Origin of the sequence: Jilunia laotingensis (genome assembly GCF_014385165.1) — a bacterium.
Lineage (GTDB): Bacteria > Bacteroidota > Bacteroidia > Bacteroidales > Bacteroidaceae > Bacteroides > Bacteroides laotingensis.
Map to the genome: position 1 here is coordinate 175,873 of NZ_JACRTF010000001.1, position 26,176 is coordinate 202,048.

The window sequence follows — 26,176 nt, forward strand, 5'->3', positions numbered from 1 at the left end:
TTACTAATTACAAGTTACTGTTTAGAGAATCAACAGGAGTATCAATGCCAATGCCCCGCAAAGGAACACATAAGCATATTGTTGTACCTGCCCGCTTTGCAAACCACGGATGGAATCACTGGCTGCATTGGCTGCCCATGCCATAAAGTCAAACGTTCCGTCAACAACATGACGGTCGAACCAGGCAATGGGACGGGAAATACAACGGAAGATAATCCGATGAGTGATAAACTGGTAAACCTCATCTATGTAAAAACGGTGATAAGCGGCCGTCCACAAACCTGAGAAACGACGTTGCAAACTATCGGCCAGTTGCTGGCGTGGACTGAGATACATGCAAGTAGCAACCGCAATGGAAGCAAGGGCTATCACCACACTGGTAGTCGCTATCGCTGCATCGAGATGAATCGTATAGCTTTCTCCGTTTGAAGAGATGAAGTGCCCGAAAGGAATAAATCCACCCACACAAGTCACTATCGCCAGAAAAATTAATGGAATAGTCATCGCCAATGGGCTTTCATGAGGTTTATGAGCAGCATGAAGCTCTTTATTTTCTTTTCCCCAGAAAATTCCATAATAGAGACGGAACATATAGAAAGCGGTCATCGCAGCAATTACCGTCATAATCCAGCCCATCACCGGACTGAACTGGAAACAAGCCGTCAGTATCTCATCTTTCGAGAAGAAACCGGAGAAAGGAGGAATACCTGAAATAGCCAGACAGGCAATTAAAAAAGTAATATGCGTGACAGGCATGTATTTCCGCAAGCCTCCCATAGCCGACATCTCATTAGAGTGGACGGCATGAATGATACTACCTGCACCCAGGAACAGAAGTGCTTTAAACATGGCGTGTGTGAAAAGGTGGAACATGGAAGCCATGTAACCCAACCCACCGTGATGCGGATTCATGGAAGTACAAACTCCTAATGCCACAATCATAAACCCGATCTGTGAAATGGTAGAGAAGGCAAGCACACGTTTGATGTCGCTCTGCACACATGCCACCGATGCCGCATAAAAAGCGGTAAACGCACCTACATAAGCTATCCAATGCAATACATCGGGCGCATAAGCAATAAACAAGGGGAACATGCGAGCCACCAGATAAACACCCGCAACAACCATCGTTGCTGCATGAATCAGCGCGCTGACCGGTGTAGGGCCTTCCATAGCATCGGGCAACCAAATGTGCAACGGGAACATGGCACTCTTTCCGGCACCTCCCACAAACATCAGTCCCAACGCTAACGGCAACATCGAAGCACCACCGCTAATCAACGAAACCGTATCCGGTGTAAACCCGAACGTGCCTCCATAATATCCGTAAATCAAAATACCGATAAGGAAGCCTAAATCGGCAAAACGGGTCACGATGAAAGCTTTCTTGCTTGCAGCAATGGCAGCCGGTTTGGTATAATAAAAACCGATAAGCAGGTAAGAGGATACTCCCACCAACTCCCAGAACAGATACATCTGGAAAATATTGGTAGCTACCACCAATCCCAACATAGACATAGTGAAGAGGCTCAGGAAAGCATAATAACGCTGAAATCCCTTCTCCCCCTTCATGTAGCCGAAAGAATAAATGTGTACCATCAGTGAAACGGTGGAAATGACTATCAGCATCATCACCGAAATAGGATCAATCAAAATACCCAGATTGAATGTCAATGTTTCAGAGAACGGCAGCCATTCAATATTATAAGGTATAAGCGTAGCAAATGTGCCGTCTTCCAGTCGTGGAGCTGAAAAATATTGTACGGCAACCGCATACGACAATACTGCCACCACTCCCAGCACCGAAGTGCCGATGATACCGGCCGTACGATGTGTCATCCACTTTCCTCCGATACCTAGCAGAAGGAAGGAGAAGAAAGGAAGAAGGAGTATAAAAATAGTATATTCCATATCTTTTTAATTATTCATTATTCATTACTTAGTTTACCATTTCATATCATCGAGTTTCTTCACCTGGATGCTTCGGATATTCCGGTAAATATTGATCATAATCGCAATGGCAATGGCCGTCTCCGCGGCTGAAATGGCGATGGAGAACAACGCGAAGAAATATCCTTCCAGACCGTCCGGGAAGAGGAAACGGTTGAACACGGCAAAGTTGATATCGGTGGCATTAAGCATCAATTCGACGGAAATCAAAATTGCCAACGTGTTACGACGTGTAAAGAAGCCGTAGATTCCGGCAAACATCATAATGGTAGAAACCACCAGATAGTATTCCATGTGTATCATCATATCTCTTTCCTCCTATCTTTTACGTGCAATTAACAATCCGCCCACGATACAAGCCAATAGCAGAATGCTGACTGCCTCGAAAGGTAATATATATCCATACTTATCGCCGGACAGCAATGCGTGTCCAATGGTTTTTATAGTTATCTCCACCGGTTCGGGATCTCCTGTCGGGACAAAGCGGTGAGTCAAGGTAATGAACAGTACAATGATTGCACCGGCTACCGTCGTACCCAGTCCCGCCAGCCATTTACCGCGTTTCAACCGTTCGTCACGATCGCCTTCTCCACTGGTCAGCAGGATGGAGAATACATAGAGTACTACGATACCACCGGCATATACCATCATCTGTACCGAAGCCAGAAATGTGTACCCCAACAGGAAATAGATACCTGCCGTGCCGAAAAGCACAAAAAGCAGGTAAGTGGCGGAACGCACGATGCGCTGCGTCGTCACCGTCAGGATGCACATCACTGAAATGAATGCTGCCAGGAAATAAAATACAACTGTTTCAAGAGTTAGTTCCATGTTATATTTACATATTACGAATTACAAATTACTTGGATTGCCCGCTGAGGGAGCAACGGTTTTCTTTTTCTCTTCGACATGACTACCTTCATGGTTCAGCTTCAGCACAAGTTTTGAACGGTCGAAAACGGCATGTTCAAAATTCTGGTCGAACGTAATGGCGTCATGCGGACAAGCGTTGACACAGAGCTGGCAAAAGATGCACGAGCCCAAATCATATTCATACCGGGCTAGTATTTTCTTCTTCTTTCCGTCTTCGGTCTCAATGGTTTCACTGATCACACGGATCGTGTCGTTCGGGCAAGCGTTCTGGCACAAACCACAAGCAATACAATGATGCTCATTAGCAGCATTGTGGGGCATCGTCAACGTACCACGGAAGCGATCGAACATTTTCAGTTCTTTCCGGTTTTCGGGATATTGCTCCGTCACTTTCTTGCGGAAGTACACCTTGATGGAGGTTTTCATACCGATCAGCAAACTACCGACAGCATGGGTTAACCCTCCTAAATATGTATATTCTTCATTTTTCATAATCAATTATCTTTATCATTTACCTAACCGGTTCTGTCACCTTGTTGTTAGAAATGCAGATTAAATACTACGATGATCACCATCAGCAGCAGGTTCAACAGAGAGATCGGCACCAGATATTTCCACTCAAGTGCCAAAATCTGATCAATTCGCAGACGGGGAAATGTCCACTTCACCCACATCAACAGGAATACAACGAAGAAGGCTTTTGCAAAAAACCAGATAAAGCCTGGGATATAATCCATCACTGCATTGAAACCGTCCAGTCCGGAAATATACAACGGCATCCATCCTCCGAGGAAAATGGTAGCGGCTACGGCCGACACGATAAATAAATTCAGATATTCTGCCAGGTAGAAGAATCCGAAGTGCATTCCCGAATATTCGGTATGATAACCGGCTGTCAATTCCGATTCTGCCTCAGGAAGGTCGAACGGCCCCCGGTTACATTCTGCATTTCCTGCAATCAGATAGATAATGAAAGCGATAACTGCCGGAATATGTCCCTTGAATATGAACCAGCCATTGGCTTGTGACTCAACAATTTCAGAAAACTGCATGGTTCCCATCAATACTACCATCGTGAGGATACTCAATCCCACAGAGAGTTCGTAACTGATGATCTGCGCCCCACTACGCATAGCTCCAATAAGTGAGAATTTATTGTTCGATCCCCATCCGGCCAGCAAGATGCCGACCACACCGATACTGGAAGCTGCAAGCAAGAAAAAGACACCGACATTAAAATCGAGAACTTCCATACCCTTATTTACAGGCAGGCAGGCAAACGTCAGGAACGAAGCGATGATCACCATAAACGGTGCGAGGTTATAAAGAAATTGATCGGCTCCTTTCGGATTGAAAATCTCCTTTGTCAGCATCTTCAACACATCGCAAACGACCTGAATGCTACCCCACTTTCCTACACGGTTGGGACCAAGGCGGCATTGGAAAAATCCGCACACCTTACGTTCCATATATATCAATATAATGGCAAGAACGGCATACATCAATACGATGCACACTCCTATTACCACGCATTCAATGAATACAGCCAATCCTTCCGGCATGAGGGAAGTCAAAGTCTGGTGTATCCAATTTGTTACAATACTAAAGTCAAACACGTTATTTAGATATTAATTGTTTAGTGAAAAACGATTACCTGTCGATATCCGGCACTACATAGTCCAACGTTCCTCCGATGGCTATCAGGTCGGCAATTTTCGCTCCACGGCAAATGGTGTCTACCACACTGACCAATGGCAAACCTGTGGAACGGTAGTGCAGACGGTAAGGATATTTATCTCCACGACTCTCAAGGTAAACACCGAATTCGCCACGGCTCCCTTCAACGGCAGCATAATAAGATCCTTCCGGCACACGGATAATCGGTTTCATCTTCTCCTGATAAGCTCCTTCCGGAATGTTGTCTATCAATTGTTCGATGATAGAAAGACTCTCCATGATCTCATCCATACGTACCATGTAACGGGCAAACGAGTCACCTTCGGTGCGGACAATTTCTTTAAAATCAACCTTATCATATACACCGTAAGGCATCCGTTTGCGAACATCACAAGCCCAGCCGCTGGCACGTCCCGTACCTCCGGTAGCACCGAATGAGATAGCATCCTCTCTCGAGAGTACACCTACCCCTTTCAGACGACTCTGTGCTATGACATTGCCCGTAAACAAATCATGGTATTCATGAATGATCCCCCGCATGTAAGGGATGAACTCTTTCACCCGTTTCACGAAGTTAGGGTGCAAATCAGCCTGCACACCGCCAATGGTGTTGTAGTTCATTATCAACCGTCCGCCACAAGTCTCTTCAAAAATATCCAGTATTTTCTCCCTGTCGCGGAATCCGTAAAAGAAAGCGGTTAAGGCTCCCAAGTCCATGGCAAGGCATGAATAGAAAAGCAAGTGCGAATCGATACGCTGCAACTCGTCCATAATGGTACGAATATACTTCACACGCTCGCTCACCTCTACTCCCATCGCTTGCTCAATGCACATGCACAAAGCATGACGGTTCTGCTGGGCACCCAGATAATCCAAACGATCCGTGAGTGCCAAAGTCTGCGGATAAGTAAGACTCTCATTCATCTTTTCAATGCCCCGGTGAATATAACCACAGTTCGCATCGATCTTACGGATGATTTCACCCTCAAGTGACACCCGGAAACGAAGTACACCGTGCGTAGCAGGATGCTGCGGACCTATATTGACTACATACTCTTCATCCCCGAAAAGCAGTGCCTCCTTGTTCTTCACGGTTCCGTCAGGATTCAGTTCTATTTCCGTGGTCGTATCGATCGTTTCTTCATTTGTCATCCGAAGGGGATTTTCCTTTTCAGGATCATTATCCTTACGCAGCGGGTATCCCACCCAGTCATTACGCAGGAAAAGACGACGCATATCAGGATGCCCGGCAAAGATGATACCAAAGTAATCGTATACTTCGCGCTCATTCATTTCGGCAGCTCGCCAAATATCACAGACTGAAGGCAATTCCGGACTTTCGCGGTTGATTGTGGAGGTTTTTACCACCATACGTTCTCCCGTGGTTGTAGATTCAAGGTGATAGACCACACCCAATCCACGAACTGTCTCCGGTGAATCCTTCTCATCCGGTTCTCCCCAATCCATTCCGGTGAGACTTTCAAGAAAGTCCATTTTCTTTTCGTTCCTCAACCGCACCATTTCCTCGTGCAGCGCAGTAGGTTCAATATATTTTATGTCTTGCATATACTTTTCCAATTAATGAAAAAACCGTATTCTTCATTCTTCATCCAAATGAGGCATTTTCTCTTTCCGGTTCGTTCCTCCAAAGAATTTTTCTATCTTCACTTTACGCTGCAACTGCATCATGCCGTAATAGAAAGCTTCCGGTCTCGGCGGACAGCCGGGAATGTATACATCGACCGGCAAAATCTTGTCGACACCATTGAGTACATGATACGACTTCTTAAACGGACCTCCGCTCACGGCACAACCACCTACGGCAATCACATATTTCGGATCGGCCATCTGATCGTACAATCGCTTCAATACCGGAGCCATCTTATTCGTAATCGTACCGCACACCATGATCATATCCGCCTGACGGGGACTGGCACGTGCTACTTCAAACCCGAAGCGGGCCATGTCATAACGAGCGGCACCCAATGCCATAAATTCGATTCCGCAACAACTTGTTGCAAAAGTAAGCGGCCACAACGAATTGCTGCGCCCCCAGTTGACGAGGTCGTCCAATACTCCGACAAAGACGTTTGCCCCGCCCTTGTTGAGTTCCCGAACCAACTTCTCCAACGATTCATTATCGACAAATTCCTCATAAGGGATATCTTTGATTTTCGGCTTTTTCATTACTTCCATTCCAAAGCTCCTTTCCGCCAGGCATAAGCCAGACCCAAAACTAATATTACTATAAAGAAAATAACGCTCATCAGCGCTTGTACACCCATTTGGCGCACAACTACTGCCCACGGGAAGAGGAATACCGTCTCCACGTCGAACATAAGAAACAGAATGGCAAACAGATAATAACCCACGCGAAACTGCATCCATGACTTACCGCGCGTAGGAATACCACATTCATAGGCTTCAAACTTTTGCTCATTGTATGAACGGGGAGAAATCGCCCTTGACAAAGCGATAACAACGCCAACGAAGGCTATAGCCGTCAACAACACAACAACTAACAATGTAAAATTCATACTCTTATATGTGTTAGGTTTATAGTTTACTATATAATAAGAGGAGAGAGAAAAACGGACACACACCGTCGCATATGTCAAATTTATCTTAAAAGGGGTTCTATCATTAAATCACAATCTTCCGCTGCCCGTAGATATACTCTACAACAGGATCTATCGGATCGTGTGTATATAAATGTGATGAATAATCATTGGATGGAGGAATAATTCCCCTGAATTCACGCATTCGCGTGGATAGACGCAGGAAACTTTTATCGGTTGGCACGTGCGAAAGATCTGCATGTTCCATATCACAGGACAGTACCGAATAAAGATGATAGAATTTATCAATGGCATTACGCATAGGCCGAGCTTGCGAAACATAACAAATATCAGACTGCGAAACTTCAGGTATACAAAGCTTATCTGTTGCTTCCGACATTACCGAATGAAGCAACAAAACTAATACAAATAAGACACCATATTTTAAGCTTTGTTTCATGTTCTACTTATAAACGGCTGCAAATATAAAATTTATATTTATTCTTTTTGCAATCTCTGCATGACAAAAAAGTTTTTTTAGCACTCCAAACCAAGAAACCTCCTTGACCGTCTTAAAGAAAGATTTTTCACCTTAATTCTTCTTCCAGAAATCCGAACTAAATAATAATAATACAGTGAAAAGCTCTAACCGACCCAATAACATAAGAAATGACAAGAGCCATTTAGCCAAATCGGGAAGCATGTTCCATGAATATGCAGGACCGCACAATCCTAGTCCGGGTCCCATATTGCCAAGACTCGAAATTGTACATCCTAAAGCTTCCAACAGCCCCACTCCCATCCACATGAGTGCCAATGTTCCGACTATAATCAACAAAGCATACAAGAACGAGAAAGCCAACACTGTAGATCGGATGGAGGGAGAAATCACCTGTTTGTTCACACGTACCGGAAGTACCGCATTAGGATGAGTGATATGTTTGAATTCATTTTTCGATATCTTGCCGAGTATCAACAAGCGAATACATTTCATCCCCCCCGTCGTACTGCCCGCGCATGCTCCCATAATCATCACGACAGTCAAAACTCCCCATAGCACGGGTGCCCAAGTCATATAATCAGCAGTAGCAAACCCCGTGGAAGTATGCAAAGACGCAACCTGGAAAAAAGACTTACGGAAAGCCTCTTCCGCGTCCATGGAACTTGTATAATAAAGTACTATGGCAATAAATAAGGTAATCAGCGTAACCGACCAGAAATACCACCGCAGTTCAGCATCATGTGCCACTTTTTTGAACTTTCCATCCACGAATAACAACAACAATGTAAAGTTGATCCCGGACAGAAACATAAAAACACCAATTACATATTCTATATAAGGAGAATGATAATACTCAATACTTGCTTGTTTGGTTGAAAAGCCACCAGTACCCGTAGTAGTAAATGCGTGACATACACTGTCGAACGGACTCATGCCCCCAATCATCAAAAGGATAATAAGTGCCCCTGTCAGTCCAGCATAAATGCCCCAAATCCATTTAGCTGTAATGCCAATGCGCGGATGAACTTTGTCATGCGTAGGGCCACTGGCTTCGGCTGCAAATACCTGAATCCCTCCCACACCAAAAATAGGCAACACGGCAATTGTAAAAAACACGATTCCCAATCCACCGATCCATTGTGTCATACTTCTCCAAAAGAGTAAACCGTGGGGCAACCGTTCTATATCATCAAGTATGGTAGCCCCGGTACTGCTAAAGCCGGACATGGTCTCAAAAAAAGCATTCGTTACAGAGGGAATATATCCGCTCAACCAGAAAGGGAGCATTCCAAAAAGCGAAAATGCAATCCAAGCTACGGTTACGATGACATATCCGTCACGCCGTCCCAATTGCTTCTCAGCTCCACGTCCGATGAGTAAAAAAAGAAATCCGACAAATGCCGTAATTCCCCCGGATTGGAGGAAACTCATCAAATCATCCTCCCGGTAAAACAACGAAACTCCTGCGCAACTTAGCAACATGAGGGTTTCTATCAGTAGCAGAAACCCCATGATGCGGTATATTATTCTTGAGTTTATCATAATAATTGGCAATCAACAGCCAGTTGTTGACTAATTAAAGAATTTTTCTATCTTTTTTATCATCATGCTCAGACAGAATACTACTACGTGATCTCCTGCTTGAATCTGTGTATCACCTGTAACCAATATACCTTCTCCAGCACGTATCATACCACCGATAGTCGTCCCTTTCGGTAGGCCCAAATCTTTTATCAGATGTTTCGTGATTTTCGAGCCTTCTTTTACTGTGAATTCCGCTACATCGGCATTGGCGAATGTCAGACATTTCACATTACTTACATCCGCATCCAGCATCATCTGGTAGATATGACTGGCGGCAATCATCTTTTTATTGATCACCGTACCGATATCGAGGCTTTCCGCCATGCCGATGTAATCGATATTTTCCACTTCGGCAACAGTCTTCTCCACTCCCATACGTTTGGCAGCGAGACATGCAAGGATATTTGTCTCAGAATTCCCTGTCAGAGCGACAAAAGCTTCCGTGTTTTTCAATCCCTCTTCAATCAGAAGATCCATATCCCGGCCATCACCGTTTATGATCATCGTTCGGTCGTCCAACAATTCCGTCAACCGGTTGCAACGGTTTATATCGATATCAATAATCTTGACCTGCATATAATCGGGCACATACTGGGCGGTTCGAACGGCTATACGGCTACCGCCCATAATCATCACATTTCGTACGTCGGGATAATCTTCTTTTCCAGCGATCTTACGTATATAAGGGATGTATTTACGGGTAGTGGTAAAGTAAACGATATCGTTCAGTTTTATCACATCATCCCCTCGGGGAATGATCGTTTCGGTTCCACGCTTAATGGCTACTACGTGATACGGGATGCTCGGACCGCCTAACTGATGAAGAGGAATATCCAATATCTCCGCTGTATCACGCATCTTGGCACCAATCAATATCAATGCGCCTCCACAGAATTCCCACCACTGGCGTACCCAGCTCATCTTCATGGATGATACGATTTCTTTCGCAGCCAGCATTTCCGGATAAATCAACGAATCTACACCCAAGTTACGGAAAAATTCTTTGTTTTTGGGTAAGAGATACTCGTAGTTATCAATGCGGGCTACAGTTTTCAACGCGCCAAGGTTGTGCGCCAACATGCAGGCCGTCATATTACGGCTTTCATCCGGTGTAACAGCGATAAACAAATCGGCTTCCTTCACACCTACGTCTTTCAGACCGGATATAGAAGAAGGAGAAGCCGTCACCGTCATTAAATCGAAGTTATTACTCAGCGCACTGAGCTTTTCCTCATCATCATCCATCAATATGATGTCCTGCTTCTCACGTGACAATAATTTAGCTAAATGTGTGCCCACATTTCCGGCACCCGCGATGATTATCTTCATTGCAATTTATTCTTCATTTCATTCACCAGCTCCGACCATTACCGGAGATTTCAGTTTTTCCAGTATTCCCTCTTCATCCATTCCACAAAGATGATACAACTGAGCCACCGTGCCATGTTCAATGAACTTATCGGGTATACCGATACGGCGTATTTCAGGCTTATAGTCATGGTCGTTCATAAATTCCATCACAGCACTGCCCATACCGCCAGTGATCACACCATCTTCTACGGTCAGGATATACTTAAACTTTCTACCGACCTCGTGCAAGAGTTCTTCATCCAAGGGCTTGATGAAGCGCAAATCATAATGGGCAATACTCAGCTCGTCATCCTCAGCTTCCGCACGGGCAATAGCCTTGGCGGCAATATTGCCTATCGGGCCGATAGTAATGACTGCCAGACTGTTTCCCTCTTTCAGCTTCCGGCCTTTTCCGACAGGAATTTCTTCCAACGGGCACATCCAGTCGACCAATACACCGCGACCGCGGGGATAACGTATCACAAAAGGACCTTTATCGGGTAATTGAGCCGTATACATCAAGCGACGCAACTCCTGTTCATCCATTGGTGAGGATATGGTCAAGTTGGGTATAGGGCGCATGTACGCCAAGTCGAACATTCCGTGATGAGTCGGGCCGTCCTCTCCTACCAAGCCCGCACGATCAAGGCAGAACACTACCGGCAATTTCTGGAGTGCTACATCATGAATCACGTTATCATATGCCCTTTGCATAAATGAGGAGTAGATATTGCAAAAAGGTTGCATGCCATCCTTTGCCATACCCCCGGAGAAAGTTACGGCATGTCCTTCGGCAATACCGACATCAAAGGCTCTGTCCGGCATCTTTTCCATCATAAAACACATGGAACATCCGGACGGCATGGCGGGGGTCACTCCGACAATGCGCGGATTGAGTTCTGCAAGCTCTACTAATGTATGTCCGAACACATCTTGGAACAATGGGGGCAATCCTTTCGAACTGGCAACAATGCGTTTCCCCGATTTCGGATCAAAACGCCCCGGTGCATGCCAGATGCCGGGATATTTTTCCGCAGGTTCGAAACCTTTTCCTTTCGTAGTATGCAGGTGGAGTACCTTCGGTCCTTCCATATCCTTGATATCACGCAGAATGCGGGCAATATTCTTCACATCATGCCCGTCTATGGGACCGAAATAGCGTATGTTCATCCCCTCGAAAATATTCTGCTGTTGCGCAACGAGGGATTTCAGGCTATTGCCTAACCGGATCAATGCTTTCCGTCGTTCTTCATTGAGTATCCCCATTTTAAAAAGCAAGCGGGAGATCTTAAACCGTAATTGATTATAGCGGTTGGAAGTTGTCAGGTTAAACAGATATTGTTTCATGCCACCCACACTACGGTCGATGGCCATATCGTTATCATTTAATATAATGAGCAGATTATTAGGAGTCGAGGATACATTATTCAATCCCTCAAAAGCCAGACCGCCTCCCATGGAACCATCGCCAATTACTGCCACGACATGGCGATCCGGTTCTCCTTTCTGCCTGGCGGCTACAGCCATTCCCAATGCTGCCGAAATAGAATTAGAAGCATGACCGCAGGAGAATGTATCATACTCGCTCTCTTCGGGTGAAGGGAAAGGACGTATTCCACCCAACTTACGGTTGGTAGAAAACCGATCACGTCTTCCTGTCAATATCTTATGCCCATAAGCCTGATGGCCCACATCCCATACAATACGGTCATAAGGTGTATTGAAGACGTGGTGCAAAGCAACAGTCAATTCTACTACTCCCAAGCTTGCAGCAAAATGACCGGGATTGGTAGACAGCTCCTTTATGATATCCTGCCGTAATTCATCACACACTTGTGGAAGCTGATCAGGAGCGAGTTGCCGCAAATCAGCAGGCGTGTTAATGACGTTTAGCAAGCTATTTGTAGTTTCCTTCTTCATGATTCGACTGAATTAGTATGCAAAAATACGAAAAGAAAAGGAAAGATATTCGCTTTTACTACGAAAAAAGGAATTAGGAAGTGACTTAACCAATAAGAAACAACCTTTTCCTCCGAGGAACACAAATTATCTTCGGAGGAAAGTCGGTTTTCCCCCGAAGAAAGTCAGCGTTTCTTAAATATTGAAACAAACTGCCTTTATACAAATTCTCTTTTCTCCCAAAATATTGCCTATATTTGCGTGTCAAATTCAAAAACTGCAAAATCATGAAGATATTCCCGAGCAGCAGCATCAAAAAGCTGGATGCATACACCATTGAACACGAACCGATTCAGTCCATACAACTAATGGAAAGGGCAGCCACTGCACTGACCGAAGCCATCTGCAGCAGATGGGACACGGAAACACCGGTTGTCGTATTTGCCGGTCCCGGAAACAACGGAGGCGATGCGTTAGCCGTAGCCCGCATGTTAGCTGAAAAAGGATACAAAATAGAAATTTTTCTGTTTAATACGAAAGGGGAACTTTCACCGGACTGCCAGGAAAACAAGGAGCTACTCGAAATAATGGATGAAATCAAATTCCACGAAATAACCTCTCAGTTTGCTCCACCGACCTTGACCGTAGACCATCTTGTCATCGATGGGCTGTTCGGCTCCGGTTTAAATAAACCTCTCAGCGGAGGATATGCAGCAGTTGTGAAATATATCAACGCATCTTCCGCCACAGTGGTGGCGATCGACATCCCTTCAGGTTTAATGGGAGAAGAAAATACATTTAATGTCAAAACGAATATCATACGCGCGGACGTGACCCTTAGCTTACAACTTCCTAAACTATCTTTTCTTTTCGCCGAAAACGCAGAATTTATAGGAGAATGGGATTTACTCGACATCAACCTGAGCCAGGAAGGCATTGAAGAACTAGATACCAACTACGAAATGCTGGAAGCAGAAGATATCCGTTCGCTCATCAAGCCACGCAATAAGTTTGCACACAAAGGCAGCTTCGGACATGCACTGCTAATCGCTGGTTCACGCGGCATGGCAGGAGCCTCCGTATTAGCTGCACGAGCCTGTCTACGGTCGGGCGTAGGACTACTGACCGTACATGCCCCCATCTGTAACAATGATATCTTGCAAACCGCTATACCGGAGGCTATTGTAGAACAGGATGTCAGTGAGATCTGCTTTGCGGTGCCTACCGATGCAGACGATTACCAAGCAATAGGTATCGGACCGGGATTGGGTCGAAGCGAAGAAACAGAAGCTGCACTTCTGGAACAATTAAGTAGCTGCCAGACACCTTTAGTAGTAGATGCGGATGCCTTGAACATACTTGCCAACCACCGTCACGCACTGAACAATCTTCCGAAAGGCTCCATTCTCACCCCCCATCCAAAAGAATTGGAACGTCTCGTGGGCAAATGCCAAGACTCCTACGAACGTCTTACCAAGGCCATTGAACTTGCCCATACGGCCAAAGTGCATATTGTGTTGAAAGGTGCCAATTCTGCCATCATCACGCCTAATGGGAAATGTTTTTTTAATCCCACAGGAAATCCGGGTATGGCCACAGCCGGAAGCGGTGATGTATTAACCGGTATCATTCTGGCACTCCTTGCCCAAGGATATGCTGCAGATGAAGCAGCCAAGATAGGAACGTTTGTCCACGGACTGGCAGGTGACTTCGCCCGAAAAAAAACAGGAGTTATCAGCTTGATGGCTGGAGATATTATCAACAATCTTCCTACTGCCTGGAGGGCTGTAAGCGAATAAAGGTTAAGAACTTATGGATTTCCGAATAACTTCATTAACTTTGTTTTCAGAAATCAGTTAAAAACAGAGAGCAAGTATGAAAAGACTTATTATAACAGCAGGATTATTAAGCGCCACAGTCATAGGCTTCGCACAGACAGAAGTCGTAGCGGGTGTTATGCGCGGAAAAGACTATGGAGTGACCTATGCACTCCCTAAAACACAGATAGAGGTTGAAGTTAAAGTCAATAAAGTAAATTTTACTCCGGGTGAGTTCAGTAAATATGCCGATCGCTATTTACGCCTAAGCAATGTATCATCCGATCCCGAAGAATATTGGGAATTAGTGAGTGTAAAGGCTCGTCCTGTCGGCATACCCGATAGTGAAAACGTCTATTTCGTAAAGATGAAGGATAAAACCGTGGCTCCATTAGTAGAATTGACAGAAGACGGCATCATCAAATCCATTAATATGCCATTGGACAACAAGAAATCGATTCCTGCCACACCGGTCGTACCTGCTTTGAAAAAGAGTTCCAACCCACGCGACTATTTGACAGAAGAAATTCTGATGGCTAACTCTACGGCAAAAATGGCAGAACTGGTCGCAAAAGAGATTTATAGCATTCGTGAAAGTAAAAACGCACTCGTACGAGGGCAGGCCGATTTTATGCCTAAAGACGGTGCGCAACTCAAACTGATGCTCGACAACCTTGAAGAACAGGAACGCGCCATGACAGAAATGTTTTCAGGCGTTCGCAACAAAGAAGAAAAAACATATACCATCCGCCTAACTCCTAATAAAGAGATCAATAACGAAGTGGCATTCCGCTTTTCCAAAAAACTAGGCATCGTAGCTAACAATGACTTGGCAGGCGAACCAGTGTACATCAGTTTGAAAGATCTCAAAACAATCAATATTCCTCAGGACGATGGTAAAAAGAAGGTAGAAGGCATCGCATATAATGTGCCGGGAAAAGCTTTAATAGTTTTGAGGGAAGGTAAAAACACCTTGTTTGAAGAGGAGGTACCTGTCACTCAATTCGGCACGGTAGAATACTTGGCTCCGGTAATGTTCAATAAGAACACTGTAACCAAAGTTCTGTTCAATCCGACTACAGGCGGATTGGTGAAAGTAGAGCGTGAAGAGACCAAATAATAATTAGTTTTTTAAACAAACATTAAAGATGGGTGGTGAAGGACATATGCTTGACATGATTCGACGGTTGGAGGAGGGTCGAACAGCCTCCAAGCTGAGACGGGAACGAACCAAAGAGAAGATGAAACATGCCCAAGCAGGAGAACCTTTTCCACTTCCCGATACCACACCGGAGGAAATGGGGCGTATCATCCGCCAAACGGAAGAAAAGAAAGAAGCTGATAATCGCTATTTTGTATATGGTACCCTGATCGTCATTGGTGTTTTTATAGTATGTGCCGTTATCTTATGGGCACTTTTCATTCGCTGACGGCCAATTTGATTAATCCGTCCTTTTGCAACCGGATAAAATAAGTAAGGATACGAGACTCGTAGTTCTCTTCATGATTGAAGTGATCTGCGAGTCTTTCTATAATTTCCCTGACCGTAGACCGCCCGTCAATCTGTTCCCAAACAGCAGACCCATGTTCCTCCAAGCGGACATGTATATCAGGCGACATTCCTTTAGGCAATAAAAATCGTTGCATCCATTTTTTCTTGAACCGAGGGAGAGCGATGACTATAGTGCCATCGTTCTCTCTCCCAGTTGTAATAGCCGGATTATGGAAAGGGATTGTATCCAAAAGATTTATTTTCTCTTTCGAACCCATTCTTTATTCCTTAATATTAGGCAATTCAAGACCGTAACCTTTCTTCTTATCTTCAGCCTTCAACATAAATCCCAAGATCAGAGCAAAAACGCCCAATGAAGCAAAGACAAGCATCGGAACGGTATAGTTATATTCCAAAGGATTGGTTACACCCGGATTTGAAGACTGAATTACAGAACCAATGATCATCGGGAAAGCGTATAAACCAATATTTTGTATCCAGAAAATAACCGCATAAGCCGATCCCAATAAACGGCTATCCACCAGTTTAGGGACAGAAGGCCACAAGGCAGCAGGTACAAGGGAGAACGAAATACCCAAAAGAACAATTCCCAAATAAGCAACTAATACGGACTGCGTAGCAGGTAATAATAAAGCGAACGACAAATGACAGACAATCATCAAAACAGCACCTAAAATCAACATCGTAGCACCTTTTCCTTTTTTGTCAAGGAAATTACCGAGGAACGGAGTGATGGCTGCTGCTCCCAAGGGGAACACAAAGAAAATCCAACCAGCTTGTTCTGCCGAAAAGCTCAGATTACATTGCAACATATTAATAGCATATTTCTGGAAAGGGAAAATAGCAGAATAATAAAGTACGCACAAAAGTGCCACTAACCAGAATACTTTAGAAGAAAATATCTTACCTAAATCGCTTACCTTAAACGGATCATCCTTTTCCTCATCATTCTCTCCCAACTGTTTTTCCAGTTTTTTATCCATAAAGGCATAACAAATGAAAGAAATCAATCCTATCAATAATAAAAGAACTGCAACGGCTACGGGACGGGATACGCTAACCGGATCGATAGATGCCAATACCGGTGAACCCAAGACAACTACCGCCACGCCAATACGGGCAATTGCCATTTCAACGCCCATTGCCAAAGCCATCTCTTTTCCTTTAAACCATTTGACGATACCACGTGAAACCGTGATTCCAGCCATTTCAACACCACACCCAAAAAACATGAAACCGATAGCCGACATTTTGGCAGAAGCAGGCATACCGTCAAAGAAAGGAGTTATGTTCCACCAGGACAACGGCAAATTCATGAAGTTATTCATAAAAGTTTCGGCAGAACTACCAACAAAAGCATCAGATACAGCATAATAATTCACAGCAGCACCCAAAAACATCACCGATCCGGACAGGATAGCCGTAAACCGCACCCCCATCTTATCCAAAATAATACCAGCAAAGATAAGAAAGAAAACAAAAACATTTAAAAATGTCTCCGAACCTGCATAACGACCATAAGCAGCAGGATCCCATTCTCTCTGAATTTGCAACAACTCTTGCAAAGGAGAAAGGATATCCATGAAGATATAACCGAAAAACATGGCTGATGCCAATAGTACCAATGCGCCCCAACGAGCAGCTTTTGAATCACGCAATGTCTGCTGAATCTTATTCGTATTCGTCATTGTATAAAATATAAGTTAATAATAAACTAAATTACAGAAAGCACAAAAGTAACTAATAATAAATTGTAGCCCTAATAAAAAGGGAATAGATTTTGGAAAAAATAAGCGAAGCCATGGATTTCGATCGAAATCCATGGCTTCGCTTACGATTGGAAACTTTATTAGCTGTTAGTTAGCAGCAGGAGTTTCTGCCGGAGCTTCAGAAGCTGGAGCCTCTGTTGCAGGTGCCTGAGCAGGTGCTTCCGTAGCAGGGGCAGCTGTTCCGGCAGGCATATTATACGGATTTGTTTTTTCTTCTTGTTGAGCTTGCTCCAGAATCACATCTTGTGTACCGGAAGATTTGGTCGGAACAGCATAAGCTGTAAAAATACTCATTACAACCATAAATGCAGCTAATCCCCAAGTAGCTTTCTCTAAAAAATCAGTAGTTTTGCGAACACCCATAATTGCATTTGATGATGAGAAACCTGATGCAAGACCTCCTCCCTTAGAGTTCTGAATCAGTACAATAAAGCACATCAATATGGCTGCAATAACCATTAAGATAACGAATACTAAGTACAACATTTTTTGTTATTTTGATTTAGCGTTAATAATCAATTTCTCCAAGAATCGGATTTGGTCTGCAAAGTAAGCATTTTTTTTTGGATATTTCAAACTTAATTTTTTAATAATTTCAAGAGCTTTCGAATATCTTCGCTGTTTAACGTAGATTTTAGCTAATGTTTCAGTAAAGCAGCTATCGTCTTCATCTACTTCAGAATGCATCTCAACGGAATCAGAAGTTCCTGATTCAATCTCTGAAATATCTCTTGCAACAAAAGATTGCTCGGGTAGTGGTGGCAACTTCAATCCTGCATCTGCTTCGCTTTTCTCAATAAAATCATCAATCAATTCAAATCCTTGCAATTTTGGAGTATCAGCTTGTTCCTCTACAGAAATCGAGACATCAGGCTCTTGCAACAAGTATGCGGTATAATCTGTTGTATAATCCAAGCTTGTTTGAGAAGTTACTTCTTCGGGCACAGTAGCTAGAAAAGCATCGATCAATGTCAATGTTCGATCTAAATTTAATCCCGGTTCAGGTATTTCATCTGCCACTGCTTTCTTCTTATGCGACTGCAACGCATATTTATCCCCCTCTATCAAATAGAATAGAGTACGACGATCTGCAACATACAAAATAGCTTTTCGCAATTCAGCCCCAAAAGAAATATCATGTAACAAATATAAATTCTTTAGATACAATAGACGGAGTGACTGAAAATAGGGATAACGTGTGAGCATCATCCGAAGCTCATACAACGTTTCCTTATTCAGCACTTCAGGGTGTTGAATCCATTTCAAAAGGTTAGCAGAAGTCATTCAGATTACCAATTTGCTACAGTCGCATTAAATATTTGTTCGCTTATCTCTTTCGTTATTTCAGCAATTGTTGCATCCGGTATATTCGGCAATAAGGAACTCGGATCAAGATCGGAACGAAAAGCTGAAAATTGTTGTTCAAAATCTTCTTCATGATTGGTATTATTCACAAAACGCACATTAACTGTGACCACTACTTTTACCTTTGAAGAAAATCCATCAGCCGATACAGCTTCGTTATAGGTGTTGATACCGGTAATTTCCCCTTCTATCTGTAAATCGGCATTAGCCGACCTTACTAATTGCAAACGTGTCTGACGTGTAAAAATATCCTTCAAGTCATCATTGAACTTAATAGCCAAAGGTTGGTATACGTAAGCTGACTTAATTGGAAAATCGGCAATTGAAATCGTTTTCACCTTATCGTAATTGATAGATGATCCATTAAATTTATAAGAGACACTGCATGACAAGACTATTACCGGTAACATCAGTAATAGACTCCATTGCACTATTTTTTTAGTCCAAACCATATTCTTTTAATTTTCTGTAAAGGGTGCGCTCGGAAATATTCAAATCCTGCGCAGCGCTTTTTCTCTTTCCATGATGCTTTTCCAAGGCCTTGCGTATCATTTCTTTTTCCACCTCATCAAGTGAAAGAGATTCTTCAACATATTCTTCAGTGTCTTGAATATCATCATCCTCAGGACAAGGAGCTTTTACCGAATGGATAATAGTCGGCATTGTCGTTGGAGGAGCTTGTGCAACAATAGGCATATTCCCTTTTTCTGCCATCAAATTATGAACCATCTTTTTCAGCTCAGATACCTCTTGGCGCATATCAAATAAAACAGAATATAGAATTTCACGTTCACTTTCAAAACCTTTGTTCTCTTTAACTCCAAACAATGCAGGAAGCCTTTGTACATTCTGAACCGGAAGATAAGATTGCAAAATGGCCGCATTTATCTCCCTGTTTGTCTCTATAATCGATATCTGTTCGGTGATATTCTTCAACTGCCGTACATTTCCCGGCCATGAGTAAGCGAGCAATTCCTTTTTGGCATCTTCCGTCAACTGAATGGCAGGCATACGGTATTTCTCAGCAAAATCTCCGGCAAACTTACGAAAAAGTAATAATACATCATCACCTCGTTCACGCAATGGTGGTATTTGAATAGGAACCGTATTCAAACGATAATACAAGTCTTCCCGAAAACGTCCGTCTGCAATAGCTTGAGTCAAGTTCACGTTAGTAGCAGCCACAATCCGGACATCTGTCTTTTGAACTTTAGATGAACCTACCTTAATAAATTCTCCACTTTCAAGCACACGAAGCAGACGCGCTTGGGTAGGCAGAGGCAATTCACCAACTTCATCCAAGAAGATCGTGCCACCGTCCGCTTCGCCAAAGTATCCTTTACGCTCACCAATGGCTCCCGTAAAAGCACCTTTTTCATGTCCGAAAAGTTCTGAATCAATTGTTCCCTCAGGAATAGCACCACAGTTTACAGCAATGTATTGCCCGTGCTTCCGACGGCTATACTGATGGATAATCTGCGGAAAGCTCTCCTTTCCTACTCCACTTTCTCCTGTTATCAAAACAGATAAGTCGGTAGGAGCAACCTGAATAGCTATATCAATGGCGCGCGACAAAGCTTCAGTATTACCAATAATACCGAACCTAAGTTTAACTTGTTGAATTTCCGCTTTGGTCATAACTGTATAATAAATCCCTTCACTTTTTTATTTACATATCATCATCTACAGTATCAAGCTTTAACTTGTCACTATCATCTCGCTTTTCGTAATATTGTTTCCTTAACGGATTAACATGTGCCGCCTTATCAAACTGTCGATTGCGAAATACATCAATAGCCACATAAATCGCTTGACGGAATGAATCTTCACAAGCAATTCCTTGACCGGCTATATCGTAAGCCGTTCCATGGGCTGGTGAAGTACGTACTACCGGAAGCCCTGCCGTATAATTCACTCCTTCGTCCATAGCTAAAGCTTTGAAAGGTGCTAATCCCTGATCATGATACATTGCTAATACTCCATCAAAATGTCTAAAATTCCCCGATCCCATAAAACCGTCAGCCGGATAAGGACCATAACAAAGTATACCTTTAGCAGCCATTTCCTGAATAGCCGGGATAATCATTTCTTGCTCCTCGGTACCTAACAACCCTTCATCTCCTCCATGTGGATTCAATGCAAGAACAGCGATACGAGGAGCGCCTATACCGAAATCTTGTTTCAATGATCGATGGAAAATAGCTATTTTTTCCTGAATAAGTTCTTTCGTTATGGATGAAGCAATCTCTCGAACGGGAATATGTCCTGTCACAAGAGCCACCCGGAAATCCTCTTTCATTAGGATCATCAGCGACTTATGACCATCTCCCAATCTTTCTTCAATATATTCGGTATGTCCGGGAAATGCAAATCCCTCAGACTGAATGGTATGCTTATTGATCGGTGCCGTTACAATAACATCTATCAGCCCTTCCCTAAATTCTTCAATAGCCTTCTCTAATGCACCAAGAGCAGCTTTACCAGCTTCCGGATCTGGTTTAGAAAACTCCACCTTTACTTCATCATCAGTGCAGTTTACTACACTAAGGCGATTATTCACCGCTTCAGATGCCGAATTAACAATGCTAAAATTAGTAGGTAAATCCAAAGATTTACGATGATAAGCAGCCACCTTCGGTGAGCCGTAAATAATTGGAGTACACAACTCCAACATTACAGGATCGGCAAAAGTCTTCAGAATCACTTCGTACCCTACACCGTTAATATCTCCCTGTGTAATGCCAATCCTTATTTTATTATCTTCCATGTGTGTCTTTATTTTTTATTAGGTTGTTCTTCCCTAGTAACGCCCATCGGAACTTCTCCTTGAGTTTTTTCATTAGGAAGTTTAAGTGTGTATAACGACGCTTCCAACATGCGCATTAGGTTTCGTTTTAATTTATCAGGAGAATATATAAATACTTCAGCTGTTATTATACGTTGGTTAGCCTTGTCCAAACGAGTATGAGAGACAAACGGGCCACCCATAAAATCACCTTTCATACGCCACAGACCTCTAGCTTCCATCGTATAATCACCATGTACATCAATAGGACGTACATCCACTGTCAATGAATCAGTAGTCATATACATTCCCTCTTTCGCACCCGGAATATTGGCTTTCATAACCGAATCACGCTTATGGATAAAGTATTCTTTAGTAAAAGTATCTTTATCAGTATATGGATAAGAGTATATCACAAAATTTTGATCACCAGTTGCCGTATTTGTAGAAGCCCAGAAAAAATCATCTCCTTCCTTAGTAGAAGTCAATTCACCCGGAAGCCAAATATCCGAATCAAATTTGCTACCCACTTTCGTAGAAATATAATCACTATGCTTATTTTTAAGCACACTTATCTGACGATTCATTTCAGCACGTGTAAAGAAATCAATTATTTGCTGCTTATTTTCCTCTACAAACTTTTCGAACTCTTCATTATTGGGGGCTTGGATAGTTAGGATAAGCTGAGGAGCCGCATATACATCCTTAGCATATTTAAATGCCGGTTTTGTATAAATATCACGAACATCTACAATTATAATATTTCGTATTAATTTCAATGTTGAATCATAATCTTTTGGGGAAGTATACATAATCCTAAAAGAACGTTCAGACTGAGGTAATCCTGGCACATCCGTATCTAATACGTCATACAAGGCTCTGCCCGCAGGACTCTCCCACAAGGTATTATCTACTACGACAAGAATCTCATAGGCACGACCACTGGAGGTCGGAGTAAATACACCCTTCTTGCCATTACAAGAAGAAAAAGTCAATGCTACAAGAGCCATACTGAGGTAAAACAGATACTTTTTCATACTGATTCTTATTTAATGTTTTTACAAAACTACGACATGTTCGTATATTATCATCCGATTAGTTAATAATTTATATTAATTCTTGTTATTCTCTCCCTGTTTTGAAGTAGATAACATGCCACAAGCTGCAAATATATCTTCACCACGTGAAGCGCGTATAGTTGTAAATACACCATGCGATGTGAGATAATCTCGAAAAGTGGTCATTGTTTCCATATCAGCTCCTTTCAAATCAACTCCCGGAATAGCATGAAAACGTATCAAATTCACTCGACAATCAACTCCCCGTAGCAATTTCACAAGCTCTTTAGCGTAAATCAATGAATCATTAACATCCCTAAAAACAATATATTCAAATGAAAGTCTGCGTTGTTTGCTAAAATCATAATTCTTTAACAGATCAACAATCTCAGTTATAGAAAAAGCTCGTTCAGCAGGCATCAATTCAGATCGCTGAGAAGGAAATGGCGAATGCAAACTAATGGCTAAATGACAATCACTTTCCTCAATAAAACGCTGCAATCCTTTCCGTAACCCAATAGAAGACAGTGTAATCCTTTTAGGGCTCCATCCGTATCCGTAAGAAGACGTGAGGATTTCTAACGTTTTCAAGACTTCATCCAAGTTATCCAACGGTTCTCCCATGCCCATCAGTACGACATTAGTCAACTTATCTCTTTCGGGTAAAGAATTGATTTGATTCAGAATTTGATTTGCGGTCAGATTAGTAGTAAAACCTTGCTTTCCAGTCATACAAAACTTACAATTCATCTTGCATCCGACTTGGGAAGATACACAAAGTGTTGCTCGATCATCATCGGGAATATATACAGCTTCCACAAAAATATTTTCTCCTACCCTATAAAGATATTTAATTGTTCCATCTACTGAACACATGGCATCGACCGGAGCTTCTCCTCCCACTTCATATTCGGCCTTCAATGCCTCACGGTTGTTAAGCGAAAGATTGGTCATTTCATCAATAGAGCTTACCTTCTTATCGTATAACCATGCTGCGATCTGCTTTGCAGCAAACCGAGGCATTCCTAGTGATTTTACTACTGATTGCAATTCAGCAAGAGTCATTCCTAAAAGGGGATATTTAGACATATTCTGTACAATTCAACGTTTATTCATGCAAATGTAAGGAATTAAACTTGATTTCAGAACAGTAAAAAAGAAAAAGTTACGGGCTATAAGTTGCAAACTACAAGAAATCGCATCGTAAAACGCATAACTTATAGTTTGTAACTTATAGCCCGTAAGCTTCTTTTCAGTTTTTTTTAGAAGAACAGATAACGGGTATCTTTCACTTCTCCCTTCAAATAAAGATCATTCATGACACGACCAGCCATACGAGCATGCATATTTTCCAATGTAGCTTCTTCCGATTTTACGTCGAATGTCTCATTCAATTTATCTTTAGCATATAATTGTAAAACAAATACGCCTGCATTTCCCTTAATAGGGGCGCTCAATTTGTTCAATTCCGCTACTGAAGCATAGGCACCAATCAAAGGTTCGCTACTCCGCAAAGCCGGTACATATGCAGGAGCCGCAAAAGTAACATGTTTGATAGAATCAGTAACAACGTTTGCAATAGCCTTGTACTGATCGAAAGAAGTTGCATTGGCAGCTTTCATATTTTCCATGATCTTTTCAGCCTTCTTATCCTTTATAATTTCAGCTCTCAATTGATCTTGAACTTGTTTCAAAGAACGATAACCTTCAGGAGTAACACCTACTAATGTCACCACTAACATCCTGTCACTCTCTCCACATTCATACAATCCTGAAACGTCACCTGGTTTAGCAGAGAAAGCCCATTTTAAAGCATCTTTCGTTCCTCTAATTCCAGCGATTCCATGCTCAGAACTATAAAGGTCATTTCTGTCAAGTAATCTATAACCAGCTTCTTCAGCATTAGCTACTACTTTATCCATGGTAGGATTAGCAGCAATAAACTGGCTAAATTCATTATAAGCTTTATTATAAGTTTCTTTACTAAAATCTACAGTACGTTTAATAACTGCTACTTTATATTTATCTTTAACAGCCTTTTTATCTGTTACTTTCAATATAATATTTGCTTGACCTAAAGCGACATTAGCAGTCTCATTAACTCCAAGATTATTAATAGCAGAAATATATTTCAAGTTGTCACCGTCAAGTTGAGCTTTTTCATAATTTGCAGAAGAAATCCAGTTGGATTCTCCAGTTTGATTATATCTCTTTGCAAGCTCGGTAAAATCAGCACCACCCTTAATCGCATTATAAATACTATCTGCTAAAGTTCTTGTTTTGGCTGCATCTTCAGTAACAACTTGAATCTGGCTATACTGAATAGAGTCTGCTGCCGCAGTTTTTGCAATCACTTTGAACGAATTTATAGTATTATCCGCACTATTATAATAAGGACCGTATACTTTGCCTACAACAGCAGAGTCTAAACGTGCTACAACATCCCTAGGAAAGGCTGTCTTATTATAATATAAATCAGTATAAGGTTGTTCAGATCCACTAGAACGAATGAAAGAAGTATAATCATTTTCTGCTCCTGCTAATTGTTCAGCATATTCACCAACTTCTTTTTCTATTGCAGCTCTATCTTCAGGACTAGCCGTAACCTGAACATCAATATATTTGATATCACGAGTTTCTACATATTGTCTGAACTGTTCTTTTTTCTTATCATACAGTTCCTTCAACTCAGACTCCTTCACAACGATTGTCGAATCAACAATGGAAGAATAAGGAACTGCTGCAAGCATCAAATCCATCTGATTTACACGTGCATCAAACGCATCTTGTGCTTCAACCGGATTAGAGAAAAGAGATTTAGAGATTAATGCCTGGTATTTTTCAGCAAGACGACTTTGAATCAAAGTTTTCTCCATATATGACCAAAACTTATACGTAGCATCATATTCTTCCAAATATTGAGCAGGAATCTGTTTTCTATCCAACTTAGAATAGTCCACAAGGAACTTCTTCAACATATCTTTATCAAAAGCTCCGGTTTGTTGATTCACAAAAGGAGTTTGCTGCAACAAAGGATGAACACCGGCATCAATGATTGATTGAATTTCAGTTTTCGACACGGTTAATCCTAGTTTTTTAGCTTCTTTTTCAAGCAGTTTATTATTTACAAAAGTACGCCATACTTCGTCTTTCACCTGATTAGTTTGCTCATCCGTCAAAGAGTTTACTCTTCTCGAGAACTTCATAACGTCTGTAAACTCTTCTACCATTGCCTGATATTCAGTAGCGGAAAGTGCGTCCCCGTTCACTTCACCCACGTCGTGTGATTGGTGTGGCTGAAGTACTTTCCATGCGTCACCCGCAATAAAAGCAAACAGCGCCAAGCCAATAACGATCACCAATAAAGGTCCTTTCGATCTAATGTTTTGTAATGTTGCCATTTTAATTAATACAGTTTATTTGTTTATTATTATTTTCTTCTTAGTTGTTTTAGCGCACGAAGATACAAAAAATGC

At 42.4% G+C, this 26,176-nt stretch carries 25 protein-coding genes; 3 read left to right on the top strand and 22 right to left on the bottom strand.

The features are described from left to right. Positions 1 to 21: 21 nt before the first annotated feature. The 12 genes from nuoL to dxs form a co-directional block, all read right to left on the bottom strand. Positions 22 to 1,911, bottom strand: coding sequence for an NADH-quinone oxidoreductase subunit L (nuoL, locus tag H8744_RS00845; RefSeq protein WP_262433022.1), 1,890 nt, complete (start codon positions 1,909 to 1,911; stop codon positions 22 to 24). 33 nt (positions 1,912 to 1,944) lie between these two features. Further along, entirely contained in the window at positions 1,945 to 2,253 is a 309-nt protein-coding gene (gene nuoK / locus H8744_RS00850; protein WP_305067409.1) for an NADH-quinone oxidoreductase subunit NuoK, read from the bottom strand. A 15-nt stretch (positions 2,254 to 2,268) separates the two neighbouring features. Further along, positions 2,269 to 2,781, bottom strand: coding sequence for an NADH-quinone oxidoreductase subunit J family protein (locus H8744_RS00855; protein ID WP_262433024.1), 513 nt, complete (start codon positions 2,779 to 2,781; stop codon positions 2,269 to 2,271). 21 nt (positions 2,782 to 2,802) lie between these two features. After that, the gene (locus H8744_RS00860; RefSeq protein WP_262433025.1) at positions 2,803 to 3,315 is read right to left on the bottom strand and encodes an NADH-quinone oxidoreductase subunit I; all 513 of its coding nucleotides are present in this window, start codon (positions 3,313 to 3,315) and stop codon (positions 2,803 to 2,805) included. A 47-nt stretch (positions 3,316 to 3,362) separates the two neighbouring features. Beyond that, positions 3,363 to 4,439 (bottom strand): NADH-quinone oxidoreductase subunit NuoH, encoded by a 1,077-nt coding sequence (gene nuoH / locus H8744_RS00865; RefSeq protein WP_262433026.1) that lies wholly within the window; start codon positions 4,437 to 4,439, stop codon positions 3,363 to 3,365. A 34-nt stretch (positions 4,440 to 4,473) separates the two neighbouring features. Then, a complete protein-coding gene (locus H8744_RS00870; protein ID WP_262433027.1) occupies positions 4,474 to 6,066 on the bottom strand; it encodes an NADH-quinone oxidoreductase subunit D in 1,593 nt (530 codons plus the stop codon). A gap of 33 nt (positions 6,067 to 6,099) precedes the next feature. Continuing rightward, positions 6,100 to 6,696, bottom strand: coding sequence for an NADH-quinone oxidoreductase subunit B (locus tag H8744_RS00875; protein ID WP_262433028.1), 597 nt, complete (start codon positions 6,694 to 6,696; stop codon positions 6,100 to 6,102). Continuing rightward, on the bottom strand, positions 6,687 to 7,037 hold the full coding sequence (locus H8744_RS00880) for an NADH-quinone oxidoreductase subunit A (protein ID WP_262433029.1): 351 nt from the start codon (positions 7,035 to 7,037) through the stop codon (positions 6,687 to 6,689). The genes H8744_RS00875 and H8744_RS00880 overlap by 10 nt, the downstream gene beginning before the upstream one ends. Positions 7,038 to 7,143: 106 nt before the next feature. Then, positions 7,144 to 7,518 (bottom strand): hypothetical protein, encoded by a 375-nt coding sequence (locus tag H8744_RS00885; protein ID WP_262433030.1) that lies wholly within the window; start codon positions 7,516 to 7,518, stop codon positions 7,144 to 7,146. A 132-nt stretch (positions 7,519 to 7,650) separates the two neighbouring features. Beyond that, entirely contained in the window at positions 7,651 to 9,102 is a 1,452-nt protein-coding gene (locus H8744_RS00890; RefSeq protein WP_262433031.1) for a TrkH family potassium uptake protein, read from the bottom strand. A gap of 30 nt (positions 9,103 to 9,132) precedes the next feature. Continuing rightward, positions 9,133 to 10,473: a Trk system potassium transporter TrkA gene (gene trkA / locus H8744_RS00895; RefSeq protein WP_262433032.1), complete on the bottom strand. Its 1,341-nt coding sequence runs from the start codon at positions 10,471 to 10,473 to the stop codon at positions 9,133 to 9,135. 18 nt (positions 10,474 to 10,491) lie between these two features. Then, positions 10,492 to 12,414, bottom strand: coding sequence for a 1-deoxy-D-xylulose-5-phosphate synthase (gene dxs, locus H8744_RS00900; RefSeq protein ID WP_262433033.1), 1,923 nt, complete (start codon positions 12,412 to 12,414; stop codon positions 10,492 to 10,494). A 266-nt stretch (positions 12,415 to 12,680) separates the two neighbouring features. Between dxs and H8744_RS00905 the strand changes: the two genes are divergently transcribed. The 3 genes from H8744_RS00905 to H8744_RS00915 all read left to right on the top strand — a co-directional run bounded on the left by H8744_RS00905 (position 12,681) and on the right by H8744_RS00915 (position 15,640). Further along, positions 12,681 to 14,192 carry an NAD(P)H-hydrate dehydratase gene (locus H8744_RS00905; protein WP_262433034.1) on the top strand — a complete coding sequence of 504 codons (1,512 nt, stop codon included), beginning with the start codon at positions 12,681 to 12,683 and terminating at the stop codon, positions 14,190 to 14,192. 76 nt (positions 14,193 to 14,268) lie between these two features. After that, positions 14,269 to 15,330 (top strand): DUF4831 family protein, encoded by a 1,062-nt coding sequence (locus H8744_RS00910; protein WP_262433035.1) that lies wholly within the window; start codon positions 14,269 to 14,271, stop codon positions 15,328 to 15,330. 28 nt (positions 15,331 to 15,358) lie between these two features. Continuing rightward, positions 15,359 to 15,640: a hypothetical protein gene (locus tag H8744_RS00915; protein WP_262433036.1), complete on the top strand. Its 282-nt coding sequence runs from the start codon at positions 15,359 to 15,361 to the stop codon at positions 15,638 to 15,640. On the opposite strand, the gene H8744_RS00920 is transcribed toward H8744_RS00915, so the two are convergent. From H8744_RS00920 to H8744_RS00965, 10 genes are all read right to left on the bottom strand, one after another. After that, the gene (locus H8744_RS00920) at positions 15,630 to 15,980 is read right to left on the bottom strand and encodes a PqqD family protein (protein ID WP_262433037.1); all 351 of its coding nucleotides are present in this window, start codon (positions 15,978 to 15,980) and stop codon (positions 15,630 to 15,632) included. The two genes, H8744_RS00915 and H8744_RS00920, sit on opposite strands and share 11 nt — an antisense overlap. Positions 15,981 to 15,983: 3 nt before the next feature. Further along, positions 15,984 to 17,411, bottom strand: a complete 1,428-nt coding sequence (locus tag H8744_RS00925) for an MFS transporter (RefSeq protein WP_262433038.1) — start codon at positions 17,409 to 17,411, stop codon at positions 15,984 to 15,986. 168 nt (positions 17,412 to 17,579) lie between these two features. Beyond that, complete coding sequence (gene secG, locus H8744_RS00930; protein WP_305067411.1) at positions 17,580 to 17,975, bottom strand: preprotein translocase subunit SecG; 396 nt, start codon at positions 17,973 to 17,975, stop codon at positions 17,580 to 17,582. A gap of 9 nt (positions 17,976 to 17,984) precedes the next feature. Further along, the gene (locus tag H8744_RS00935; RefSeq protein WP_262433040.1) at positions 17,985 to 18,776 is read right to left on the bottom strand and encodes a DUF8458 domain-containing protein; all 792 of its coding nucleotides are present in this window, start codon (positions 18,774 to 18,776) and stop codon (positions 17,985 to 17,987) included. 5 nt (positions 18,777 to 18,781) lie between these two features. Next, positions 18,782 to 19,309 carry an LPS assembly lipoprotein LptE gene (gene lptE, locus H8744_RS00940; protein WP_262433041.1) on the bottom strand — a complete coding sequence of 176 codons (528 nt, stop codon included), beginning with the start codon at positions 19,307 to 19,309 and terminating at the stop codon, positions 18,782 to 18,784. Beyond that, positions 19,296 to 20,495, bottom strand: coding sequence for a sigma-54 interaction domain-containing protein (locus H8744_RS00945; RefSeq protein WP_262433042.1), 1,200 nt, complete (start codon positions 20,493 to 20,495; stop codon positions 19,296 to 19,298). The genes lptE and H8744_RS00945 overlap by 14 nt, the downstream gene beginning before the upstream one ends. A 31-nt stretch (positions 20,496 to 20,526) precedes the next feature. Next, positions 20,527 to 21,624, bottom strand: coding sequence for a 4-hydroxythreonine-4-phosphate dehydrogenase PdxA (gene pdxA / locus H8744_RS00950; protein WP_262433043.1), 1,098 nt, complete (start codon positions 21,622 to 21,624; stop codon positions 20,527 to 20,529). Between the two features lie 8 nt (positions 21,625 to 21,632). Beyond that, positions 21,633 to 22,679 (bottom strand): DUF4837 family protein, encoded by a 1,047-nt coding sequence (locus H8744_RS00955; RefSeq protein WP_262433044.1) that lies wholly within the window; start codon positions 22,677 to 22,679, stop codon positions 21,633 to 21,635. Between the two features lie 75 nt (positions 22,680 to 22,754). Continuing rightward, the gene (rlmN, locus tag H8744_RS00960) at positions 22,755 to 23,789 is read right to left on the bottom strand and encodes a dual-specificity RNA methyltransferase RlmN (RefSeq protein WP_262433045.1); all 1,035 of its coding nucleotides are present in this window, start codon (positions 23,787 to 23,789) and stop codon (positions 22,755 to 22,757) included. Between the two features lie 173 nt (positions 23,790 to 23,962). Beyond that, entirely contained in the window at positions 23,963 to 26,101 is a 2,139-nt protein-coding gene (locus H8744_RS00965; RefSeq protein ID WP_262433046.1) for a peptidylprolyl isomerase, read from the bottom strand. Between the last annotated feature and the right edge of the window lie 75 nt (positions 26,102 to 26,176).